This window comes from uncultured Psychroserpens sp., assembly GCF_947503375.1.
In the GTDB taxonomy this organism is placed as follows: Bacteria; Bacteroidota; Bacteroidia; order Flavobacteriales; family Flavobacteriaceae; genus Psychroserpens.
In genome coordinates this window covers 180,031-201,414 of the sequence record NZ_CANNDQ010000002.1, presented here as the reverse complement: position 1 = coordinate 201,414, position 21,384 = coordinate 180,031, and the positions used below count along the sequence as shown (strand labels likewise).

At 33.1% G+C, this 21,384-nt stretch carries 18 protein-coding genes; 16 read left to right on the top strand and 2 right to left on the bottom strand.

All coding sequences use genetic code 11. The features are described 5' to 3' along the window. Nucleotides 1–19: 19 nt before the first annotated feature. Both Q0876_RS04185 and Q0876_RS04180 read right to left on the bottom strand, forming a co-directional pair. Nucleotides 20–6,055, bottom strand: a complete 6,036-nt coding sequence (locus Q0876_RS04185) for a choice-of-anchor D domain-containing protein (protein WP_299224448.1) — start codon at nt 6,053–6,055, stop codon at nt 20–22. Nucleotides 6,056–6,234: 179 nt separating this feature from the next. Then, nucleotides 6,235–8,613, bottom strand: coding sequence for a M14 family zinc carboxypeptidase (locus Q0876_RS04180; protein WP_299224446.1), 2,379 nt, complete (start codon nt 8,611–8,613; stop codon nt 6,235–6,237). 232 nt (nt 8,614–8,845) lie between these two features. On the opposite strand from Q0876_RS04180, the gene Q0876_RS04175 reads away from it, so the two are divergent. The 16 genes from Q0876_RS04175 (at nt 8,846) to Q0876_RS04100 (ending at nt 21,355) form a co-directional block, all read left to right on the top strand. Further along, a complete protein-coding gene (locus tag Q0876_RS04175; protein WP_299224444.1) occupies nt 8,846–9,700 on the top strand; it encodes an AraC family transcriptional regulator in 855 nt (284 codons plus the stop codon). A gap of 92 nt (nt 9,701–9,792) precedes the next feature. Continuing rightward, on the top strand, nt 9,793–10,299 hold the full coding sequence (locus Q0876_RS04170; RefSeq protein ID WP_299224442.1) for a DUF1772 domain-containing protein: 507 nt from the start codon (nt 9,793–9,795) through the stop codon (nt 10,297–10,299). Further along, nucleotides 10,296–11,138: an NAD(P)H-binding protein gene (locus tag Q0876_RS04165; RefSeq protein WP_299224441.1), complete on the top strand. Its 843-nt coding sequence runs from the start codon at nt 10,296–10,298 to the stop codon at nt 11,136–11,138. The genes Q0876_RS04170 and Q0876_RS04165 overlap by 4 nt, the downstream gene beginning before the upstream one ends. A 282-nt stretch (nt 11,139–11,420) precedes the next feature. After that, entirely contained in the window at nt 11,421–11,966 is a 546-nt protein-coding gene (locus Q0876_RS04160; RefSeq protein ID WP_299224440.1) for a hypothetical protein, read from the top strand. A gap of 202 nt (nt 11,967–12,168) precedes the next feature. Further along, entirely contained in the window at nt 12,169–13,041 is an 873-nt protein-coding gene (locus tag Q0876_RS04155; RefSeq protein WP_299224438.1) for an RNA polymerase sigma factor, read from the top strand. 126 nt (nt 13,042–13,167) lie between these two features. Continuing rightward, entirely contained in the window at nt 13,168–13,671 is a 504-nt protein-coding gene (locus Q0876_RS04150) for an SRPBCC family protein (protein WP_299224436.1), read from the top strand. Between the two features lie 57 nt (nt 13,672–13,728). After that, nucleotides 13,729–14,346 carry an SRPBCC family protein gene (locus Q0876_RS04145; RefSeq protein WP_299224435.1) on the top strand — a complete coding sequence of 206 codons (618 nt, stop codon included), beginning with the start codon at nt 13,729–13,731 and terminating at the stop codon, nt 14,344–14,346. A 63-nt stretch (nt 14,347–14,409) separates the two neighbouring features. After that, complete coding sequence (locus Q0876_RS04140; protein ID WP_299224433.1) at nt 14,410–14,892, top strand: SRPBCC family protein; 483 nt, start codon at nt 14,410–14,412, stop codon at nt 14,890–14,892. A 156-nt stretch (nt 14,893–15,048) separates the two neighbouring features. After that, nucleotides 15,049–15,537 carry a GNAT family N-acetyltransferase gene (locus Q0876_RS04135; RefSeq protein WP_299224432.1) on the top strand — a complete coding sequence of 163 codons (489 nt, stop codon included), beginning with the start codon at nt 15,049–15,051 and terminating at the stop codon, nt 15,535–15,537. 17 nt (nt 15,538–15,554) lie between these two features. After that, nucleotides 15,555–16,040 carry a DinB family protein gene (locus Q0876_RS04130; RefSeq protein WP_299224430.1) on the top strand — a complete coding sequence of 162 codons (486 nt, stop codon included), beginning with the start codon at nt 15,555–15,557 and terminating at the stop codon, nt 16,038–16,040. Between the two features lie 103 nt (nt 16,041–16,143). Beyond that, entirely contained in the window at nt 16,144–16,683 is a 540-nt protein-coding gene (locus Q0876_RS04125; protein WP_299224428.1) for an acyl-CoA thioesterase, read from the top strand. A gap of 135 nt (nt 16,684–16,818) precedes the next feature. Next, nucleotides 16,819–17,769 carry a bifunctional helix-turn-helix transcriptional regulator/GNAT family N-acetyltransferase gene (locus Q0876_RS04120; protein WP_299224426.1) on the top strand — a complete coding sequence of 317 codons (951 nt, stop codon included), beginning with the start codon at nt 16,819–16,821 and terminating at the stop codon, nt 17,767–17,769. 194 nt (nt 17,770–17,963) lie between these two features. Continuing rightward, the gene (locus Q0876_RS04115) at nt 17,964–18,785 is read left to right on the top strand and encodes a DUF5694 domain-containing protein (protein ID WP_299224424.1); all 822 of its coding nucleotides are present in this window, start codon (nt 17,964–17,966) and stop codon (nt 18,783–18,785) included. Between the two features lie 51 nt (nt 18,786–18,836). After that, the gene (locus tag Q0876_RS04110) at nt 18,837–19,778 is read left to right on the top strand and encodes a hypothetical protein (protein WP_299224422.1); all 942 of its coding nucleotides are present in this window, start codon (nt 18,837–18,839) and stop codon (nt 19,776–19,778) included. Nucleotides 19,779–19,987: 209 nt separating this feature from the next. Then, a complete protein-coding gene (locus Q0876_RS04105; protein ID WP_299224420.1) occupies nt 19,988–20,389 on the top strand; it encodes a hypothetical protein in 402 nt (133 codons plus the stop codon). A 126-nt stretch (nt 20,390–20,515) separates the two neighbouring features. After that, nucleotides 20,516–21,355, top strand: a complete 840-nt coding sequence (locus Q0876_RS04100; protein WP_299224418.1) for a sulfurtransferase — start codon at nt 20,516–20,518, stop codon at nt 21,353–21,355. Nucleotides 21,356–21,384: the final 29 nt, after the last annotated feature.

Genomic DNA, 21,384 nt, shown 5'->3' with positions numbered 1-21,384 from the left:
GAATAAGGTAGATTTGGGTCTATTTTTTCACTAAAACTTGTTTAGATACTGAACCGCTTACAGTATATAATTTAACAATGTACGTTCCGGTGCTTAAGTTCTTAACTTTATATTCAGAATAGTCCAGTTCTGAAATATCTTCAAGGGTTGTAATCGACTGTCCAACAATGTTGAATAATTCAATAGACTTTACATCTTTATAATTAGGATTGAGTAATACAAGACTCTCATTTTCATTTGAGTAGTATACCTCAAGATCATCTAATTCGCTTTCTTCAACGCTTAGTGTTTCATTAGCATCTCTGAAAGTCATTTCAAATCGGTCTAGATATTCACCAGCATTTAAATGGATTTGAAAATCATTTTCTCTTAAGTTATGATATGTATTATCTGATTTATCATGAATAAATATGTCTAACTCGTCAGGCACATTTTCGAGTCTGTTAATAGAAATCGTATTTAAACCAGTATTATCAACAGTAATACCTAAAGGATATACTGTTTCTAATTCAACTTCATTACTACCTTGTATAGTGTACTTTTCATTATTTATCATCCAGAACATATCATCGACCTGTTCTTCATAAAGTTTACCATCGTAACCAAAATCTACACCTGTAGTTGCATTTTCATCAATGGTTAGTAATAGTTGACGCTGAATTGTATTTACTGTGTAAATACCAATTCTAAACTTCATTCTGTTATCTCCAGTGTTAGCTTCACCTTGACCATTATTTGTATTTTCAGCATTTCTTAAGAAAACAGAGCTGCCATTTAATGTACCATCTTCTTTTTGAAAGATACGCTGGTCATTTTCAAATGTAATCTGACCACCACCACCTGCTACAACAAAGAATCCTTGGTTTACTGGGATATATCTACCTGGTGTTTTTCTTGGTGCATTCACATTACTCACATCAGGATCTGGAACACCTTGAGTTGCTGAAGGGCTACCACCAGATAAGTTAAGTAATGCATAACCACCTTGGTATTCAGATAGGATATGTGATCCACCTCCCCAATGTTCCCAGAAATAGAGTGTACCATCTATTACTCCAGCATTATCATTTATAAATTCTACGGCGTCAATTGCTGAAGGGTATGGGTTACCAACAAGGTAATCATTTCCAGCAGTAATCGCTAAATCAATATGACCATTATTTGGTTTTCCTCTAAAGACGTAGTTCTGATCATCTGTCAAAGCACCTGTCCCTGGCCCTTTCATAGTGAATCCTTCACCAGCAAGAACAGTACCAGTACTTCTTGTATGTTGCCATGCAGAATAATCGTCATCCGGCAGATTTGCGAATTTCCATATCCAGTAATCAGCAATACGTAATGGACTAGCTGAACCATCATAACCCGAGGTTAAGAAGCCTATACCTTGCATGACATCTGGTAAAGTGTAGCTAAACTCATTCGTTTCTTGATCTGCATCTCCTACAGGCGACGACCAGTAATTGTAAGTATAAGTATCTGCAGTTCCTTGTTGGTCACGTTCTAGGCGACCAGAACTCGCAACAACTAGATCACTATTTGTTGTTTGTATCAATTGTGATTCGCCTTCTAGATCAATAGTACCTGTTAAGTCCAAATAATGGCTAACAGTTAGTCCATAACCTGTATTAGTACTTGTATTAGTAACTCCACTAATTTCTAGCTCGTTACTATCAACCATAAGACCTAGTAGTGTTCTATTACCATTTTTGCCAGCTGGTAAATCTGAATCATTAACAATTGTTACATCATGATTGGTTCTAACTATGTTCCAATCTACGGTAACCGTATTATCAACCAAAGATGTTGTACCAGGTGTGGTTTGAATGCTTCCATTGGCCCAAGTACTTGAGTTGCCCCAATTACCTGTTTGTGTAGATTCGTATGGTAGAGGTGCAGTTTGTCTATCAACCGTATTCAAGTTTCTTAAAGCACCTTGATTTCCTTTGCCTGAAGCATCTTCAGTATTTGTGTATGTATAAACAGACATTGGATAATATCCAGCCAAGTCAGACCAAGGAATGGTGTTTACTTCATTTTTAGTAATGGTTGTTGGTAATACTGTGCCAGCAACTATGGTAGAGTTATCTTGAATTTCTTGATTCATGATAAATCTAAGTTGATTTTCGGTAAGTCGTCTATCCCAAACTCTAACTTCGTCTATGTTACCTCTAAAGTGTTGCACTGGAGTTCCTTTACCAGCAGCAGCAATGTAGAAAGATTCATTAGTAGCAACAGGAGCAGATCTTGCTTGTTGTCTTGCTATCACGCCGTCAATATAAAGTATAGCATTTGTACCGTCATAAGTTACAGCTACATGATGCCATTCATCATCTGGTATAGAAATAAGTGATGTTAAGATTTGATCACCACTACCATTTTTCCAGAACATCTGTATGCTATTATTATTAAGAATTCTTAGATCATAACCTTGCGTAAATGCTGTATTTCTTTTAGATAAGATCGATTTCGTACCAACATCGGCAGCATCTCTTTTGATCCAAGCTGATATTGTAAATTCACTTGGGTTTAAGTCTAGTGCATCTTCCATGTCTACATAGTCAACAGCACCATCAAAATAGATAGAACGTTCAACAACAACTTGAGGCGCATAACCAAAAGTGATATATTTTGTATTGTCAAAATCGTATTCAGTTTCTAAATTTCCACTACCATCAGGAGTCATTACTCTGTAATCTGCTGTAGGATCAAAAATTCCTGTATCAGAAATAAACATGTAATAGCTTCCTGGAGGTGTAATATTACGAATTGCATTTTGCGGAATTCTTACTTTTGCTGTAGGAATGTCTCCACCGTTTTCAACAACTTTCCAAACTCGCTGCATTGCTGTAAAACTAACATCTGTTGTCAAGGCTGGTGTGATACCAGAACTCATATTTACAGTAATAGTTGATGATGCTAAGTTAAGGTCTGCACCATTATTTCCCCATACTAAAAACTCCTTATCATTAAATGTTGTAGGGTTGCTAGCTTGGTTTAAATTATTGGTGTCGTATATGTCTGTTAAACCTATAGTAAGAATACCTTCTATACGTCCACCTGCATCTGTTGCATTATTAACACTTCTTGATTGTTTTTGATTCAAGTCTGATACATCATTCCTACCTATACCTGCAATGTCATAATTGTAGCCTGTATTTGCTGATTGGTCCCAAATAACGGTTCCATCACTATCAACATAGTCTTGAGATGTACCATTTACACCTAAAGTAATTCCGTATTTAATGGCCAGATAAGACTGTATCCTATTGCGTTCTCTAGTTAAATCTGCATCATCTTTTCTTGAAGAAAAAGTAATAATCTCGGCAATACGTGCATCTGTACTAGCTTCCCAGCCTTCACTACGACCAATCCAATATCTGGCATCATTTACGTTTGCAAAATCTGCTACATCATTTTGATTGGTTTCTCTATTATTTGCATTATAATATAATTCTTGTTGAGATGCAGCTAAGTTATTTCTAGCATTTATAATACCTGCATTAGAATAAGTATTACCTGTACCAATTTCAGCTACACCATACCCATCACCACTACTAGTTGGACCATGAGCATAGCACAAAATTTCATTTGAAAAACGTACGGTATATCTTCCTAAACCAATTCCAGTTGCATCTGTATTATTTGTTGTGAAATCCTCATCGCCACAAAACACGTCCATACTTCCAAAACTAGCATTTACTGTTACATCAGGAATAAGAACAACAAATACATCTTGCGAATAATATCCGCTAGTACCTTCTAAGAATTGAGTTGAGGTATCATCATAAGAGAAATCACTGTCAATTGGCACTGTGCTATAGTCATTATCAAAATCAACAACTGGATTAAAATTGATATTACTAGTTATATTGTCATAATAAGTTGGCTCCTGACCAGGCGTATTTACAGTAGCATCAGCACCACGTCCTTGATCATACCAAATACTTACAGATTGTCCATCAGTATAACCAAGTCCATCTGTACCTTTAAGCCAAAGCTGTAGGTCTGAAGTCACTCCTCCTGGTCCTTCGGTCAATGGCGCAGAGCCATTACCTTGAACTCTAAAATTATAAGTGCCTTCATCAGAATCATTGTTAAGTATTGTTACATCAGCTGTTCGTATACCACCAGCTGTAGGTGTAAATGTAATTTCAAAGGTTGTACTGCCTGAACTAGCAATTGAATTTGGAGGGATAGCAGTAACAGAAAAATCTCCAGGATTGGTGCCAGTAATTGTAATATATGGAGAGATACCAAGTAAATTTAATGTACCTACACAACCAAAATTATCTATAGTAAAGGTATTGGCTGTACTTGAACCTACGCCAACAGTTCCAAAATTTGTATCGTCAACAGCAGAAGGCGTTACATCGTTATCTGCAATTTCTTGACCATTACCAGAGATTGAAATTTCTGAACCTCCGGAACCACCACTTACATTGAAGAATACTGTAGTTCCTCCGGAAGTAGCTGCATCACCATTTTGATTTATCACAGCAGTACCACCAACCGTTATGGTTATATTATCGGCACCATTCCAACCATCATTAAATGTATCATACATGATAAAATAATAGTTGTTAAGGTCTATTAAACATCCAAGATCTACTGTTGTAGAATAACTGTTATTTGTACCACCTGTATATCCATTATCTATTGTGGTTAGTAAAGTTCCAGATGGAGAGTAAATTTCAACTCTATTCTCAGAAGACCAATTTGGCCAATCTACATCTACAGTTACTTGCGAGTATGTTGGTACTATTCCAGTACCTTGAATATTGAAATTGTATGGATTTTCATCAGCATCAGAATTAACAATGCTAACGGTGGCTGTTCTTAAACCCGTAGCACTTGGGTCGAATGTGATGTCAAATGTTGTACTACCAGAAGCGTTAACTGTTCCGCTTGGGTTAGCAGTTACTGTAAAATCTCCAGAGTTGGCACCTGAAATTGTAATGGCACCTATTGTAAGATTTGCATTTCCAGTGTTTTGTATTGTAAATGTATTAACTTGAGTCGCTCCTGAGACATCTACAGATCCAAAATCAGTATCGTCTGCAACGCTAGGAGTTGGATCTCCATCATTTATGGTTGTACCATTTCCGGTGACATTCATTTCTGGAGCAGGAATAAAGCCTGTACCTTGAATACTGAAATTGTATGGGTTTTCATTACTGTCATCATTAGCTATGGTTACAGTAGCTGTTCTTAATCCTGCAGCAGATGGCGTGAATGTTATCGTAAAATTTGAACTATTACCAGCATTAATAGTACTTGCTGGATAAGTTGTCACTAAGAAATCTCCAGGATTTGCACCACCAATAATTACATTAAACGGTAAACTTGTTAAGTTTAAAGGCTGATTACCTATGTTGTTAATTGTAAAAGTTGTTGGAGTAGAACCAGGCATGGCAATAGAACCAAAATCAGTATCATCTGCTGCACTTGGTGTAGTGTCTCCATCTGCAATAATAGTTCCGTTACCAGTAATTTCTATTTCAGGACCAGCAGGAGAGTATGCCTCAATTAGTATATCATCAAGAATACTATATTCTCCATTTGCACTAGCTGTACTAGATATTCTAAATCTTGAATCTACTGCAAAAGTGTAGGTTGCTGAATCTACATTGTAAGTAAAGTTATAATTCACTCCAGCACCAACTGTTGTAAAATCTACACCTCTTGTGTATGTATATAGTAGTTGCCAAGTTGTTCCGTCAAAAAATTCTAGACGGAAACCTTCACCATTATCTACTGCAGCAAAAGTTACACAGAAAGAGAAATCTACACTTGTGTATGGTGTTAAATCAAAGGTTGGAGATGTAGTTCTATTACTAGCTGTCGTATCGTCTTTTGTGTAAATAGAACGAGAACCAGCACAAGAGTATGATGCATTATTTAATAGACCAGAGTCAGACCCTCCGTCTATCCATCCTTGAAGCCCGGATTCAAAATCGTATGAGCCTAAGGTAGTTTGAGAAAATGACAAACTTGTCGTAAATAGTATGCTAAATAATATTGCATACTTTACCTGTAGTAATGTAGAAATTTTCATAAGCGGTTAAATTTTAGTTTGGGACTAATTAATTTAAAGTTCAAATATAGGCGGTTACTCCATGAAATGCAAATAAATTCGATGAAATGTATTTAATATTTTTATATATTTGATTTTCAATAACTTAAAAAGGCTGAAATTATTATAATTTCAGCCTTTTTATATGATGTTTGGACGATTTATTGTTTAATTAATCGTTTTACAACTTGGTTATTAGTTTCATTATCAGTTATTTTCATAAAGTATGAACCACTTGAGATGTTTTCAATGTTTTGTAAACTGTATTGGCCATTACTCACAGTTACTTCTTCAATATTCAAAATTGAACGACCGCTCACATCATACAGTTCAATACCAATGTTTGAGCTTGTAGATTGAGTTGGTAGTTTAATTGTAACTGAGTTAGTAAATGGATTTGGATAAATACTTACAGCTTCTATCGTGTTTTCTTCAACACCAAGTGTATCTTCAACTGTAACTACAACTTCTTGTCTTGCACTTTTTAAAGATGCAATTTCCCAATCGTAGAAGAAATAATAATATGCTAAGTTGTTGATGTTATTATTTGTAATAGTTATTGATCCATTAGTATATGGGTATGTAGCGCCAGAGTTGTTTCTGTATAGACTAAAACCACTAGACATTTCAGTACTAGCTAATCTCATGTCATTACCAACTGGAATAAAAAAGTTCAAATCAATTTGTTGTACACCTGCAGATTCAACCAAAATCAATCTAGAATCTAATGTATTACCACTACTGTCTTGTAATTGAATTTCCATTTCTCCTGCTTGTTGCGCATTAATAGTAACACGTTCTAATTCTACTGGCTGTGTATTATTAAACACTAAGTATCGATCTCCAGTACCACCTGCGAAGAAACCACCATTGGCATTATAATTGGTTGATCCAACATTAGCAACAGGTATTTCGTCTTCAACGAAATACGAAGTTGTTGTAGTTAAATTAGGGGTAGAGTAATTCGCACCAGTATATACAGGTGTATCGTCATCTACATTCTGATACCAGTTAATAGTCCCTGTACCACTTGCAGATAAAGAAGCGCTTTGATTTTCGTTAATTGTAACATTATTAGATGTTGGAGTAGAAGTAGAGGCTACCATAGTCACATTTTGTATGGTCTTCATATTATCTGTTACAGTTACATTTATGTTTTGTGTTACATAACCAGGTGCTTCAAAAGTAACATTATAGCTTCCACCTTTGATTAACCTGTAGTAATCTCCAAAATCTTCATTTGAAAATATAAATGAGTTCAGGTTATCATGACCAGCAATAGAAACTTTTGCCTTGATCGGGTTACCAGATTCATCACTTATAATTCCTTGAAAGCCAAAGTTTACTTGTTTCATGTAATCTAAAAAAGCTTGTTTATTGTAATCCCAATGAGCATCAATAGCTGACCCTTGAATCCATTTAGTATTTGACAGTTCAACAACAACCTCACGACCTCCTCTATAAAAGTTCATATAGTCTTGACGACCACCAAATACACGATACCATTCAGCACCATGAGTTACACCAGGGCTTGGGTAAACATCAAAATCTTCATCAACAGTCATGTAACCAGCTGGGCTATTATTTTGTGCGTTAGTTGCATATTCTACAGAAATGTATTCAAACCAATCATGATCTGCATGTTGATCATATGTGTTATCATAAGGATAATTAACTAATTCTATACCACCATGAAAATTTGCAGATAACACAATATCGTGAGCTTCTTCAAATTTCATAAACGCAACAGTTTCAACTTCATAAACACCATCATAGTGAATACCAGCAACGTTATCTGCGTAATTTCTATTTAAATCTACATTATTTGCATTACCCCTTCTTGGGTTATTAATCACGTTATTGCCTGTATCTCTGTAGGCGCCATCAGGATTTGCTAAAGGATTTATATAAATGACTGTTGAATTAACAATATTATCAACCTCAGCATCTGAGCCGTAATTTGATAATAAGTATTCTGCTAATCTTATCATTAAAGGAAAACCAGCTAATTCATTTCCATGCATAGAAGATGTGTACATAAACTCAGGCTCTGCTTCATTAGTTGAAACATTATCTGAAATTTTCAACATTAATAATTCTCGACCATTATTAGTGTTACCTATAGACTCAAGTGTACATAAGTTTGGATAAGTTGAAGCAAAATAGTTCATTTTTGCTACATATTGCGTGTAAGTTGGATAAGCATTCCAATCTACATCCCAAGCTAAAGTATCAAAATTCGGATTGAACTCGTTATCACTTTCGTTAACCGTATATGGTAATCCATACGCTAAAAATTGATCAAACGTCTCTGCATTAGCATAGGCTTCAATTTCTAAAGTTTCTCTATTAATTTTATGTCCAATAGATAAAAAGTTAGCAATTTCTTGAAATTGTGCCTCACTATTAGCGGTAAATGTAAAGCATACTTCACCCTTACTTTGAATATAGCTTTGCGCTTTCTGTAAGTTGGTTGTTTGAGAATGTACGCTACAAAACATAAGTAATAGCAATACATGTAGGACTGTAATTTTTCTCATCAGATTAGGGGTTTTTGTTTAATTTGGGTTTTTAATTTGGGGCTAATATATAATTTTATTTTAATAATCATCTATAAAATGCAAAAAAATACGATGAAATGCATTATTTTGTATGCTTTTCCGCTTTAATGCCCTTTTTAGATTATTGAAATGCTTGTAGATTAACATAACAAATTAAAGCAGTTATCAATTTGAAGTGAATCAATAAAAAACTAACTTTAGTGTTTATAGTATGACTAGAGATGTAATTCATATAAACGACTTTATAATTTTGATAGAAACTGCAGCGTCTATTAAAACAACTATAGATTCTTGTTTTTTTGATGAACCTATTATTGCTGTAGCTTTTTATGGTTCTGGTAATGTAAATCTAGATGTAAAATACCCAAACCATCTTAAAAGCTTTGCATACACCAAAGGACTTGCGTTATCGTTTTTTGCAAATGAAAATGTTGAGTTTATCCATAGTGTCTCAAAGAATAAACCACTGCAATGCATTGTTATAGCAACAGCGATACGGCATTTAGATAAGTTGCCCAATCAAGAAGGTGAGTTGTTTTCAGAGTTATTAAATCAGTTGGTAAACCCTAAAGATCACTATGTTGAAGGGCCTCATTTTTTCATGACACCTGAAATGCACCATATTACAGATAGTTTATTTAATATAAAATATGAAGGCAAAGCGAAGATGATGTTTTTTAGAAGTCAGATCACGGCATTACTATCTCACTTTTTTGGACAACTAGCGCTCAATCATTCAAAAGATATAGCATCTGTAGATAGAGAACGCTTATATTTAGCTAGAGATATTTTATCTAATAATTTAGATGATCCACCTTCATTAACCGAACTATCTAAAGCTATAGGATTTAATACTACTAAACTAAAACGAGAGTTTAAGACTGTATTTGGCCTACCAGTCTTTAAATATTTGCAAGAACAACGCTTGTCTCAAGCTTACGAGATGATAAGTCAAAAAAAAGCCACGGTACAAGAAGCAGCGTGGCATGTTGGTTATGATAGTTTGAGTTCGTTCTCTAATGCTTTTGCCAAGAAATTTGGTTTTAGGCCTAGCCAGATCAAATAAAGCACTTTTCAAACAAATTTTATTTCTTTTCAAACAAATGCTTTAAGTAGTGCTGAGATACTTTTGTCTTATAATTTAAAACTTATAAAGACATGAATACACAACACATTGTTTTATTGGTATTAATTGTATTTACTGGATTATCTGCAGGATTATGTTTTACTTGGTCAAATGCAGTTACACCTGGAATAGGTCGATTAGATGATCTCGGCTTTTTGAAAGCTTTTCAAGAAATGAATAGAGCTATTCTCAACCCAATATTCTTTCTCATCTTTTTTGGACCAGTTTTATTGAATGGTATTATTCTCTACTTGAACAGACATAATTTAAATGTAATAGTCTGGCTACTTATAGTAACTCTAGTGATTTATTTTTTAGGAGTTGTAATGGTTACCATATTTGGTAATGTGTCATTGAATGAAATGTTAGATGAGATTCATCTATGCGCTCTAGATCCTGAAGAACTAAAATCGCTACGCGAATCTTTTGAAGAGCGATGGAATAAGTTACACTTTGTACGAACAGTGACTTCAACAGTCACATTCATCATATTAATAATTACACTAATAAAAATCACAACACAAAATTTAGAATTATGAAACCACAACACTTTTTAATTATTGGAGGCACAGGAAAAACTGGACGTAAAATCGTTGAACGCCTTGAAACATTAGGTCACAAGGTGAGAATTGGGTCTAGATCTGCAGAAATCCCATTTGATTGGCACCAACCAGAAGGTTGGGCAAACGCACTCGAAGATATCGATAAGGTATATATTACCTATCAGCCTGACTTGGCAGTTCCTGGTGCATTAGAAGCCATTGAAGAATTGACCAAACAAGCTAAAAAAGCAAATATTAAAAAATTAGTATTGCTTTCTGGTAAAGGTGAGCGCGAAGCACAATTGTGTGAGCAAGTGGTCATTCATTCTGGGATAGCGCATACTATAGTGAGAGCCAGTTGGTTCAATCAAAACTTTAGTGAGAATTTTTTGACATCACCTATTTTAGAACGCTTTGTTGCATTGCCACAAGCAGATGTAAAAATTCCATTTGTTGACACCAATGATATCGCAGATGTAGCTATTGAGGCCTTATTGTATGCTAAGCACGATGGTGCGATCTATCAATTAACAGGTCCAAGACTATTAACATTTAAGCAGGCTATTGGCGAGATAGCTGACGTTATTGAAGACGAGATTCAATTTGAACCTGTAAGTATCAAAGCGTATAGTGATGCTATGCGAGCAGAAAGCATACCAGAAGATTTCATTTGGTTGATCGAGTATTTATTTACCGAAGTTTTGGGTAACCCTGAAAACGCAGTTGTTACTTCAGATATTGAAACTGTATTAGGAAGACCACCTATAGACTTTTCAACCTATGTAAAAACTACTGCACAAACAGGTATTTGGAATGCTAAAGTAAATGCTGTTTAGCATTACGTTGAAATCGTTAAAAAGCTTCTTTTTTAAAAGAGGCTTTTTTTTATGGTATTGAAAAAGAGTCTTAAAACCTCCTTGTTTTAGGTGAAAAAAACCTAAAAAAGGTATATTTATCAAGATATAGAGAGTTGTAACTAATTAGATAAACTTATGTACGTACCAGGAATAGATACAGTTTTCCCTCAACATTACCCATTATTTAAGTCAGTTGATAAATTATCTATTCTAATGATAAAAAATAAGGACATAGTAGTCAGTCTTGTCACACCGTTAATTTTGACTTTGTATTCTGCTTTCGAATGCTATCTTACCGAAATTGAAGATAATGTGACCAATAACTCCTTACTGAAAGAAAAATATATTAATTTAGAACGTCCAAAAATGGATAAACGTCCTTTTGCATTATTCAAAATACTTAAAAATCAAGATTTTGATAAATCAAGTAAACTCTATGACGACTACAATCATTTTGTGAAACTTCGAAATCTAATAACTCACTCAAGATTAGAATCAATTGAATGGGAAAATTTTAAGGCTAAAAGTGGAATTTGGACTGCTATGAAACCTAGCCATAGTGATAAAAAAGAAATCTGTAAACATTCCACTAATTCTAAAGTCCAGAAAGATGATAGAGCTGATAAGGCAATATCATTTTTGGAAAAGCGTAAAATAATTGATACTCGAAGTGAATTTAGAATGGAAGGGTTTATTTACTCTATTCAAAAAATTGAAATCGCTGAATGGGCAAACAATATGATAACGAATTTAATGATGGAATTATTTGATGAAGATAGAACGAATCCTCTTTATACAAAAAAATAACTGGTTATAACAACGTGTATAGCTCATAGCTTTGAATACACTAAAATTTATATATCTTTAATTTATATAAATTTTGTGTAACTCACTTAGACGCAAGACCACTACAAGCCATACATAAGCACGTTAGGCAAAAGCTAAAAAAACTAAAACTTTTGTAACACCTTCAATTATTCTGTATCAAAACTAAAAAAACCTATAAATTATGCAGTTTCCTTTTAGTAAATCATATTCAGATTCAGAACAGCAAAACCTTGTTAAACAAGCTATAGATGGTAACAAAGAATCTTTAAGTGAAATTATAAGCTTTCATCAGCCGTTCATTTACAATGTTGCATGGAAAATGTGTCATAATCCTGTAGACGCAGAAGATTTAACTCAAGAAGTTCTAATTAAAGTCATTACTAAATTAGGGCAATTTAACTTTAAAAGTAAATTTAGGACATGGTTGTATCGTATAGTTGTTAACGAATTTTTGCAATCTAAAAGAAGAAAAGGTGAAACACAATTTTCTAACTTTGATGATTATGGAAAACGTTTGGACCAAGTTCAAAATCCAGAATTAAGTATTGAGGAAGAAATTAGTTACCAAGAGCTATCTAAAGAAATGCAAGTTCAGTGTATGAGTGGAATGATTATGTGTTTAAATAGAGAACAACGCTTAATCTTTATTTTAGGTGCAAGTTTTGGTATTGACCATGCGCTTGGAGCTGACATTTTTGGTGTTAGTCCTCAAAACTTTAGAATAAAACTTCACAGAGCACGTAAAGATTTGTTTAACTATATGAACAACAAGTGTGGCTTAGTAAATAAAGAAAACCCTTGTCGATGCCCTAAAAAAGCAAAAGCCTTGAAGCAAATGGGCGTTTTAGATGAGGAAAAAATGCTTTTCAATATCAAAACAAAAGCAAAAGTGAAAGATTTTGTAGAAGATAACCACGAAGAAGCTTTAGACGATTTTACTACAACTTACACTAAACTATTTCAAGAACATCCAGTTAAAGAAGATTTTGACAAAGAGACCATTATTAATGAACTTATTAATAACGATAAACTATCGAGTTACTTTAAGCTATAGATTCTTTTTTTAACGATTACATGTAAAAAAGTTGTTTCATTTTGAAGCAACTTTTTTGCTTTTGTAACACATCCCTTATTCTCGTATCAAAACAGTAAATCATTAACTCATATATAATTTATTGATATGGAATTTAAAAAAGAAATTATTATCAACAAACAAATAGAAAGTGTTTGGGAAGTCTTGGGAAATCAATTTGTTGATGCTTACAAATGGGTATCAGGTTTGAATCATTCTAAAGCTTTTAGCCCACCAGTAATTAATGGAGCGCCTTCAAACAATAGATCTTGCGAACTACCATCAGGTAAAATCAAAGAAGTAATCAGAAAATTTGATTCAAATAATTATATCCTCGAATACGAAGTTATTGAAGGGTTTCCATTTTTTGTAGATACCGCAATCAATAATTGGCAACTAACTGCAATAAGCCCAGAGAGGACAAAAGTGGATATGCATCTAATAGTGAAGACTAAGGGTTTAGTAGGTAGTATTATGAACCCTATGATGAAAATGCAATTAAAAAAACAAATCGCATACATTCCTAATGACTTGAAATGCTATGTTGAAACTGGAAACACAAGTCAAAACAAAGCAAAAGAAATTGAAAAACTATCAAATAAGGTTGCTTAAGTTTTGTAACACTTATCCAAGCATTGTATCAAAGTATTAGAACTTAAATTTTAAATTATGAAAATCACAACGAAATCAATATTGACATTCTCAGTCTTAGCAATAATGAGCCTGAATGCTTCAGCGCAAAGTATGGCAAAAAAGTTCCGCGCTGTCAAAGTAGAAATGATACTAAATGCACCTGCAGAACGTGTATGGGAAGCTATGGTTTTAGATTATGGAGAAATATCAAACTTCTCACCATATATCTATACTTCAGAATATACTAATGGTTCATTAAAAGGCGAATTAGGAGCTGAGCGCAAGTGTAATTTTAATGAAAAAGGAACGCAATGGTCTAAAGAGCGAATTGAAGAAATTGACAATGAGAATATGGTAATGCGCAATGTAGTCCTTGATGGAGCTAAACTACCATTAAACTTTGACAATTCTCAAGCTTTTTATAGCGTAAAAGATAATGGAGATGGTACTTCAACCGCTTCATACGAGTTTCAATTTAGAACTAAACCAGCTTTTCTTGGAATAGTAGCTAAAGGAGGATTCAAAAAACAAATGTCTGGAACTCTAGTGGGTCTAAAACACTATATAGAAACGGGAGAACACGTGACAGGTGGCACAGGTAAATACAAAGAAATTAAGAAAAAATATCCTAAAGCAACAGTAATTAAGACCTGAGTAAAATGAATTATAAAACTATAACTAAACAGATTTTTTATTAATATTTTAAAACTTGAAACAATGAAAAAAGCAGCAATTTTATTTATCCAATTAATTTTTGCAACCAGCTTATTACAAGCACAAACACCTCTAGTAACTGAAATAGAAAGTTCTGCAGATAAAGTCTGGGAACAAATTCGCAAAATGGACAATATTGATGAGCTATCATCTTTTGTATCTAAAGTACAATGGATAGGTCCAAAAAATGTTGGAGGTGAAAGAGTTTGCACTTCTGCAGATGGAAATGGTCACTTTAAAGAAAAGATTACTGGTTTTGATGATAAAACTAGAACTTATTCATATCAGGTGGTTGAAGGCGTTCCTGCAAAGAACATGAACAACATGATTAAAGTAGTAGATTTAGGCTACAACAAATCAATGATTGTGTGGACTTCTAATTATGAATTTATAGAAAATCCAAAGATGACTAAAGAACAATTTGATGGTTTTATAACAACGGCAAGGGTAGAAATGGTAGAAAATATTATCAAATTGGTGAAATAAAGCCAGTACCTAACGACGTGTGTAAGTAATAGCAGTTTGAGTTTTTATTCAAATTGCTATTGCTATTTATTTTGTAAATTACTTTCTGAAAAGCAGTGTATATAGACGCACTATTACTCATACACAAACCCGTTAGCCATAAGCTGAAGAACAACTGTGATAAAACTAGAAACATTTAAAATAGAAGATTGGAAGCATATTGAAAAGTGGATTTCTAACGAATCAGAATTGATACAATTTGCTGGATCAATTTTTAGCTTCCCAATAGACGAAACACAAATTGAATCGTATTTATCTCACCCAAATCGAATGGTATTTAAAATCGTACATGCAAACCAACAACCTATTGGAATGGCCGAAATTTATCTTGAAGAAGGGCATATTGCTAAACTTGCCCGAATTTTGATTGGAGAAAAAACAATGCGTGGAAAAGGAATTGGAACTCAATTGATCGATAAGCTCACCAAATACACATTCAATACGCTTCAAAAGAAAAGAATTCTTTTAAATGTTTATCAATGGAATATTGGAGCAATTAAGTGTTATGAAAAAGCTGGGTTTTCTAAAACGGATAAACCTATAGTATATATTAAAGTAGGACACCAAGAATGGGCTACAATTGAGATGGAAAAATACTGTAAGTAAAAAATAGATCTATTAAAATGAAAATCTTAATTGAACACATTATCAAAGAATTAAAGTGTATCCAAAATGGGAAGTTATGGATAGGAAGCACTTATGAAAGTAAATTGAACTTTATTGATGACGATCTAGTCTTTAAGAGACCAATAGAGAATATGCATAGTATCGCCGAAATAATTTCTCATCTCACATTATGGAGAAATGAAGCAATATTAAAAATTAAGACACGTACAGGTAGTAAAACTGACGACTGTGAAGAAAATTGGTTGACAAATACTACTTTAAAAGATAAAGGATGGTCCAAATTAAAATTGGAATACGATGATACGTTAACCGAATTGATTGCATTACTGGAAGAAAAGGATGATGCATTTCTAAAAGAGCAGTACTATGATACAGACTTCAAAGGCAATTACGATTACGCTTTTTTATTAAATGGAATGCTTCACCATGACATTTATCATTTAGGCCAATTGGGTTTGATCATAAAGTATTTAAACTATTAACAGAACAATATGAATTGCCTATATATCAAATTACTTGACCTTTACCTAATGAGTTAGTTTTCTTTTGCTAACTTAGACCTTACCAATACAATACCGAAATCAAATGCGATGGATTAGACTTATCATTGCCTTAATACATGCAAAGTTTAAAAAGAAACTCATTGGAACAGAAACAGTTTGCAAATCATTTAGAGTTTGGATCACAGACATAGACGTTTCAGTTATGAATCATGCTGCTATTATGACTGTTTTAGAAACAGGACGCTTAGATTTGATGGTTAGATCAAACTTTTTCAAAGTAGCATCAAAAAATAAATGGTTTTTTCCTAGTCAAGCCATTAGTATTCAGTTTTATAGACCACTTAAGGTGTTTCAAAAGGCCGAAATATATACCAGAATATCTTATGTAGATGAGAAATGGATTTATGTTGAGCAGAAAATTGAACGAAAAGGAAAACCTATAGCAGCATGCATTGTTAAAAACACGATAAAAAAAGGTAGAGCAACCATACCAACATCAGAAATAATGAAAGCGCTCAACATTAAAAAAGTGCCAACAATCAAGTATGATTTAATAGCAACCTACGAAACTGAAAATATTCAAATGAATGAGAAGCTAGTTGATCATTGGGAAGATTTTTAGTGGCATAAAAGCATATTGTGATCAATTAAAATAGCACAAATTCCATTACATCACCATAATAATTATTACCTCGAAGTTTAAATTTATGAAATGTATTTTATATTTTTATAAAAGTACTTTCATAAATTTAATATCATGTCAAACATTTTAAAAGAGCTAGGCTACTTGGCAGCGGCATCGCGATTCAGACGAATTAGTGAAAAATTACAGAAAGATGGCGACAAAATATATGCTAAATCTGATATTTCATTTAAAGCCAGCTGGTTTTCCGTTTACTATGTTTTAGCAAAATCAGGTGTTGCTTTAACCATACTAGAAATAGCAGCGCATATTGATTTCTCTCATATTACTGTAAAGAATATTTTAATAGAATTAAAAAAAAATGAGTTAGTCTTAATTCAACCTAACCCAAACGATAAGCGCTCAAAACTTGTATGTCTTTCAAAGAAAGGGAAGCAATTACTAAATAAGATTGAACCGCTTTGGCTTTCTTTTTCTAACACGTTAAGAGATATCTTTGTTTCAGGTCACCCAGATACCCTTAATATATTAAATAGAATTGATTGGCAGATCAATACACATCCAATCCATGAAAGAATTTTTGAGTCCAATAAACTATTAGTAAAAATTATTGATTATAAACCAAGTTTGAGAACACATTTCTATAAGTTAGCAGGACCTTGGCTTATGGAAGTTTTAAATGGAGAATTAGAGGAAGACGATAAATTCACTTTAAATCACCCAGACGAAGCTTACCTTACAAAGGGTGGTTTTTTGTTTTATGCCAAATATGGAAAAGATATAATTGGTTGTGTTGCCTTAAAGCGTCTTGATGATGATAAATTTGAGTTTGCTAAATTATTTATTAAACCTAATTACAGAAAACTTGGTATAGCAACAAAGCTAATTGAACGTTGCATTTGCCGATGCTTAGAAAATGAAGTCAAACAACTTTGGCTACAAACCACTATGGCAATGCCACAAGCACATCAGCTATATTATAAACTTGGTTTTATTGATAACGATGCTCCGATACAAATGGATGTTTTAAAACGGACAGAAAAAATAATGTGTCTTGAATTTTGATGCACTTCAGCAAATGATAAAATTTATAAGACAAGGTTAGTATTATTGTTTATAATCAATACCATATATTGCTTCAAAATAAAATGATATCTTTATTACATGCATCACTTAAGTGATAAGATTTTTCAGTCTTTAAGTCACATATATAGAGCTGATGTATAGTTATAGTTTGATTCAACTTAATTCAAAATACAATGAGAAGGTACGTAATTGTTTTTTTTACTTTAGCGCTTCTTAGTTGCAATAGGTCACAGCAAACACAGGCAGAAGAGTCATCATCTAGTGATAAACCCAAAGTTGCAATTTTGGGTGTTTTTCACTTTGCTGGCACTTCAGATTTTTCATCTGTTGAATTTGAAAGCTTAGAGTCTGAAAAACGGCAAAAGGAAATCAAGACCATTGTTCAAAAGCTTAAAGACTATAAGCCAACCAAGATCATGCTTGAGTTTCCATCGTCAAATTCAACATACCTTGATAGTTTATATAATGCTACACTAGAAGGTAATCGTGATTATACTATAAATGAAATAGAACAATTGGGATTTAGATTAGCAAAAGAGCTAAAGCATGATAAGATCTTTTCTATTGATTACAAGCTAGACTTACCATTTAATGAATTGATGACCTTTGCCGAAGAGAACGATAAAGAGCGTTTAGACAAGTTGCTTAAATCTATTAAAGCACAAGACCAAAAAGAGTCTGAGTTTTTAGCAAGAAATACACTACTCGATTATTTCATCTATAGAAATTCTGAAGAAGAAGACATTCGCAATAAAGACCAGTATTTAAATCAAACGGCAAAGTTTGTCGGAGATTCAAGTTATGTAGGCGCAAAGTTTGTCTCTAATTGGTGGGAACGAAATATTTACATGATGACCAATATTGATCGATGGATCACTGCAGAAGATCGAGTTTTAGTCATCGTAGGAGCTGCTCACAGAGCAGTACTAAAAGATTTTTACGAAGATAGAACTGATGTTGATTACATTGAAATTAGATCTTATCTTGAAAATTAAATAACGACTAATTCGTAAAAATTGGCAAGTGTAAACGTAATAATTTATACAATGAATAAATTAAAAGTCGCAAACCGATTATTTATAGTAAGTACTTCTGCTTTGTTGCTGTTTTTGGTTAGTTATAAAGGCGCAGTTAAACAATTAAAGCCAAAATTGTTTGAGCCTGAAAATGTTTCTACCCAATTAGTTGAATACGCGCCAACCTTTTCAGTTAGTGGGAACGAAGTTTATTTTACTAGAAGTACAAGTAAATGGGGAACAAGAAATATGAAAAATGCGATCTATCATTCAGTAAAAGAAAACAGTAAATGGTCTACTCCAAAATTAGCTTCTTTTTCAGGGAAATATGATGATAGTGCACCGCATTTAACCAGTGATGGCCAAACGATCTATTTCATATCTAAGAGACCTTTAAATGAAGGGACCCAGAGCTCGAAAGATATTTGGAGAGTAACCAAAGACAAGAACAATCAATGGGGAACTCCAATTAGATTGAGCGATAGTATTAATTCTGAAAAAAGTGAATATAGTCCTTGTACAGATGTGCATGGTAATTTATATTTTGCATCCAATCGTTCTGGTGGCTATGGTCAAGGCGATCTCTATATGGCAAAAAAACGAAATGAAACTTTTGATGTGCCCATAAACTTAGGGAATACCATTAACTCAGAACAAGGTGAATGGAATTTAGAAGTTAATCGTAGTGGTGATGTCATTATTTTTGAATCTTCAGGAAGAACAGAGAACCTTTCACCATATGGTGATTTGTATGTGAGTTATAAATTAGGTAAAAAATGGACTATACCACAAGCTATAAAAGAAGTAAATACAACTGGAAGTGATCTTTATGCAGAGCTAACCGAAGCAGATACATTACTGTATTTTACAAGTAGTGATAGCCTAAGGAGTACAGATACAAATATATACTTTATTCCATTTGAAACGATCTCTAATAGCTATAGAGAAAAAGCGAGGTTATCTAAGCAGTAAGTAATGATCCGTAGGTTGTATAACTATTTTGATTTTCTTTAGATTTATAGATGTAGGTACAATAATTATATCAATACCATTACTCATATACTTATGCTGGCCACAATTTCAGAAAAATGATTACTAAACACTTAATTTTGGGCTTTGTTTTTGGAATATCACTATCATTTATATCTTGGATAGTTGGAATGATAATTAACAATATCCTAATGAAAACCAAATACTATAAAAAACTATCAAATTTGAATTTTATTAAAAGTAAAACTCTGAATAAAAATATAGGAATCAAATACTTTAAGTGGATTGTGAAAAATACTTTTTTCAAATTTTTTAATCAAAAAATAACGCTAGAAAATAAAAACGTTGATTTGATCAAAATACGAAATGAAATGACTCTATCAGAAATAAGTCATTTAATAGGATTTGTTTTTGTTACAATTTTTGCCATTTATAAAGTTTTTAATGTGAGTATTGTGTTTGGATTGACAATAATGATTCCGAATATTTTATTGAATTTATATCCTTCATTATTACAACAAGAAAATAAAAGAAGAATTGACATAATAATAAATAGGAAAATAAAAACTGTAGCTAACGATGTTTATAGTTAATTGTTAGGTAGTGTTCTATGATTACCATGGAAATTCTGTCGAATTCCCTTTACGCTCCTTCTTTTTGCTATCTTAGGTCTCAAAGAACGTAATGAAACACAAAACCATCGTACATAACTAAAATAAATGAAAGAGTTAGTTTCTATAGAATGGCTTAAAAAAAACCTAAATAAAAAAGACTTGATATTGTTAGATTCAAGTTTGACTAAGACCGCTGATGGGAAAAATTCTGAATTCAAAGACATAACAATTCCTTCAGCTAGATATTTTGATCTTACGGCTAATTTTTCTGATAAAAATAGCCATTTGCCTAATACAATACCATCCAAAGAACAATTTGAATTAGAATGTCGAAAACTTGGAATTAGTCAATCTTCTGAGATTGTAATTTTTGATAATCTTGGAATATATTCTAGTCCTAGAGCTTGGTGGATGTTTAAAGCAATGGGGCATGATAAAGTATCTGTTTTAGATGGTGGTTTAAAGACATGGATTAAAAGGGGATTACCAACCGAAAAAAGAACTAAGAGCAGTTATGAATTCGGAACATTTGAAGCTTCACTTAATGAGGATTATATAGTCAATTACTCCACCATAAGAAAAAATATAGAAAAACGAACGTTTACCCTCATTGATGCACGATCAGAAGATCGTTTTAATGGGATTATAGAAGAACCTAGAAAAGAATTAAAAAGTGGACATATAAAAGAGTCTATAAATATTCCCTATAAAGAGGTTTTAACCGATGGAAAGTACAAGTCTAAAGAAGAGCTGAAAAAGTTATTTAGCGACAAATGTAACATTGAAGACGATTTTGTGTTCAGTTGTGGATCTGGATTGACCGCTTGTATTGTATTACTTGCATGTGAAATTGCGATCAAAAAGAGTAGGTACGTCTATGATGGTTCTTGGACTGAATGGGCAGAGAAAAATAATTTAAAAAATACCATACAACATGGTGTATAGTGCATTCCCTTCAGAGTACAAACCACACA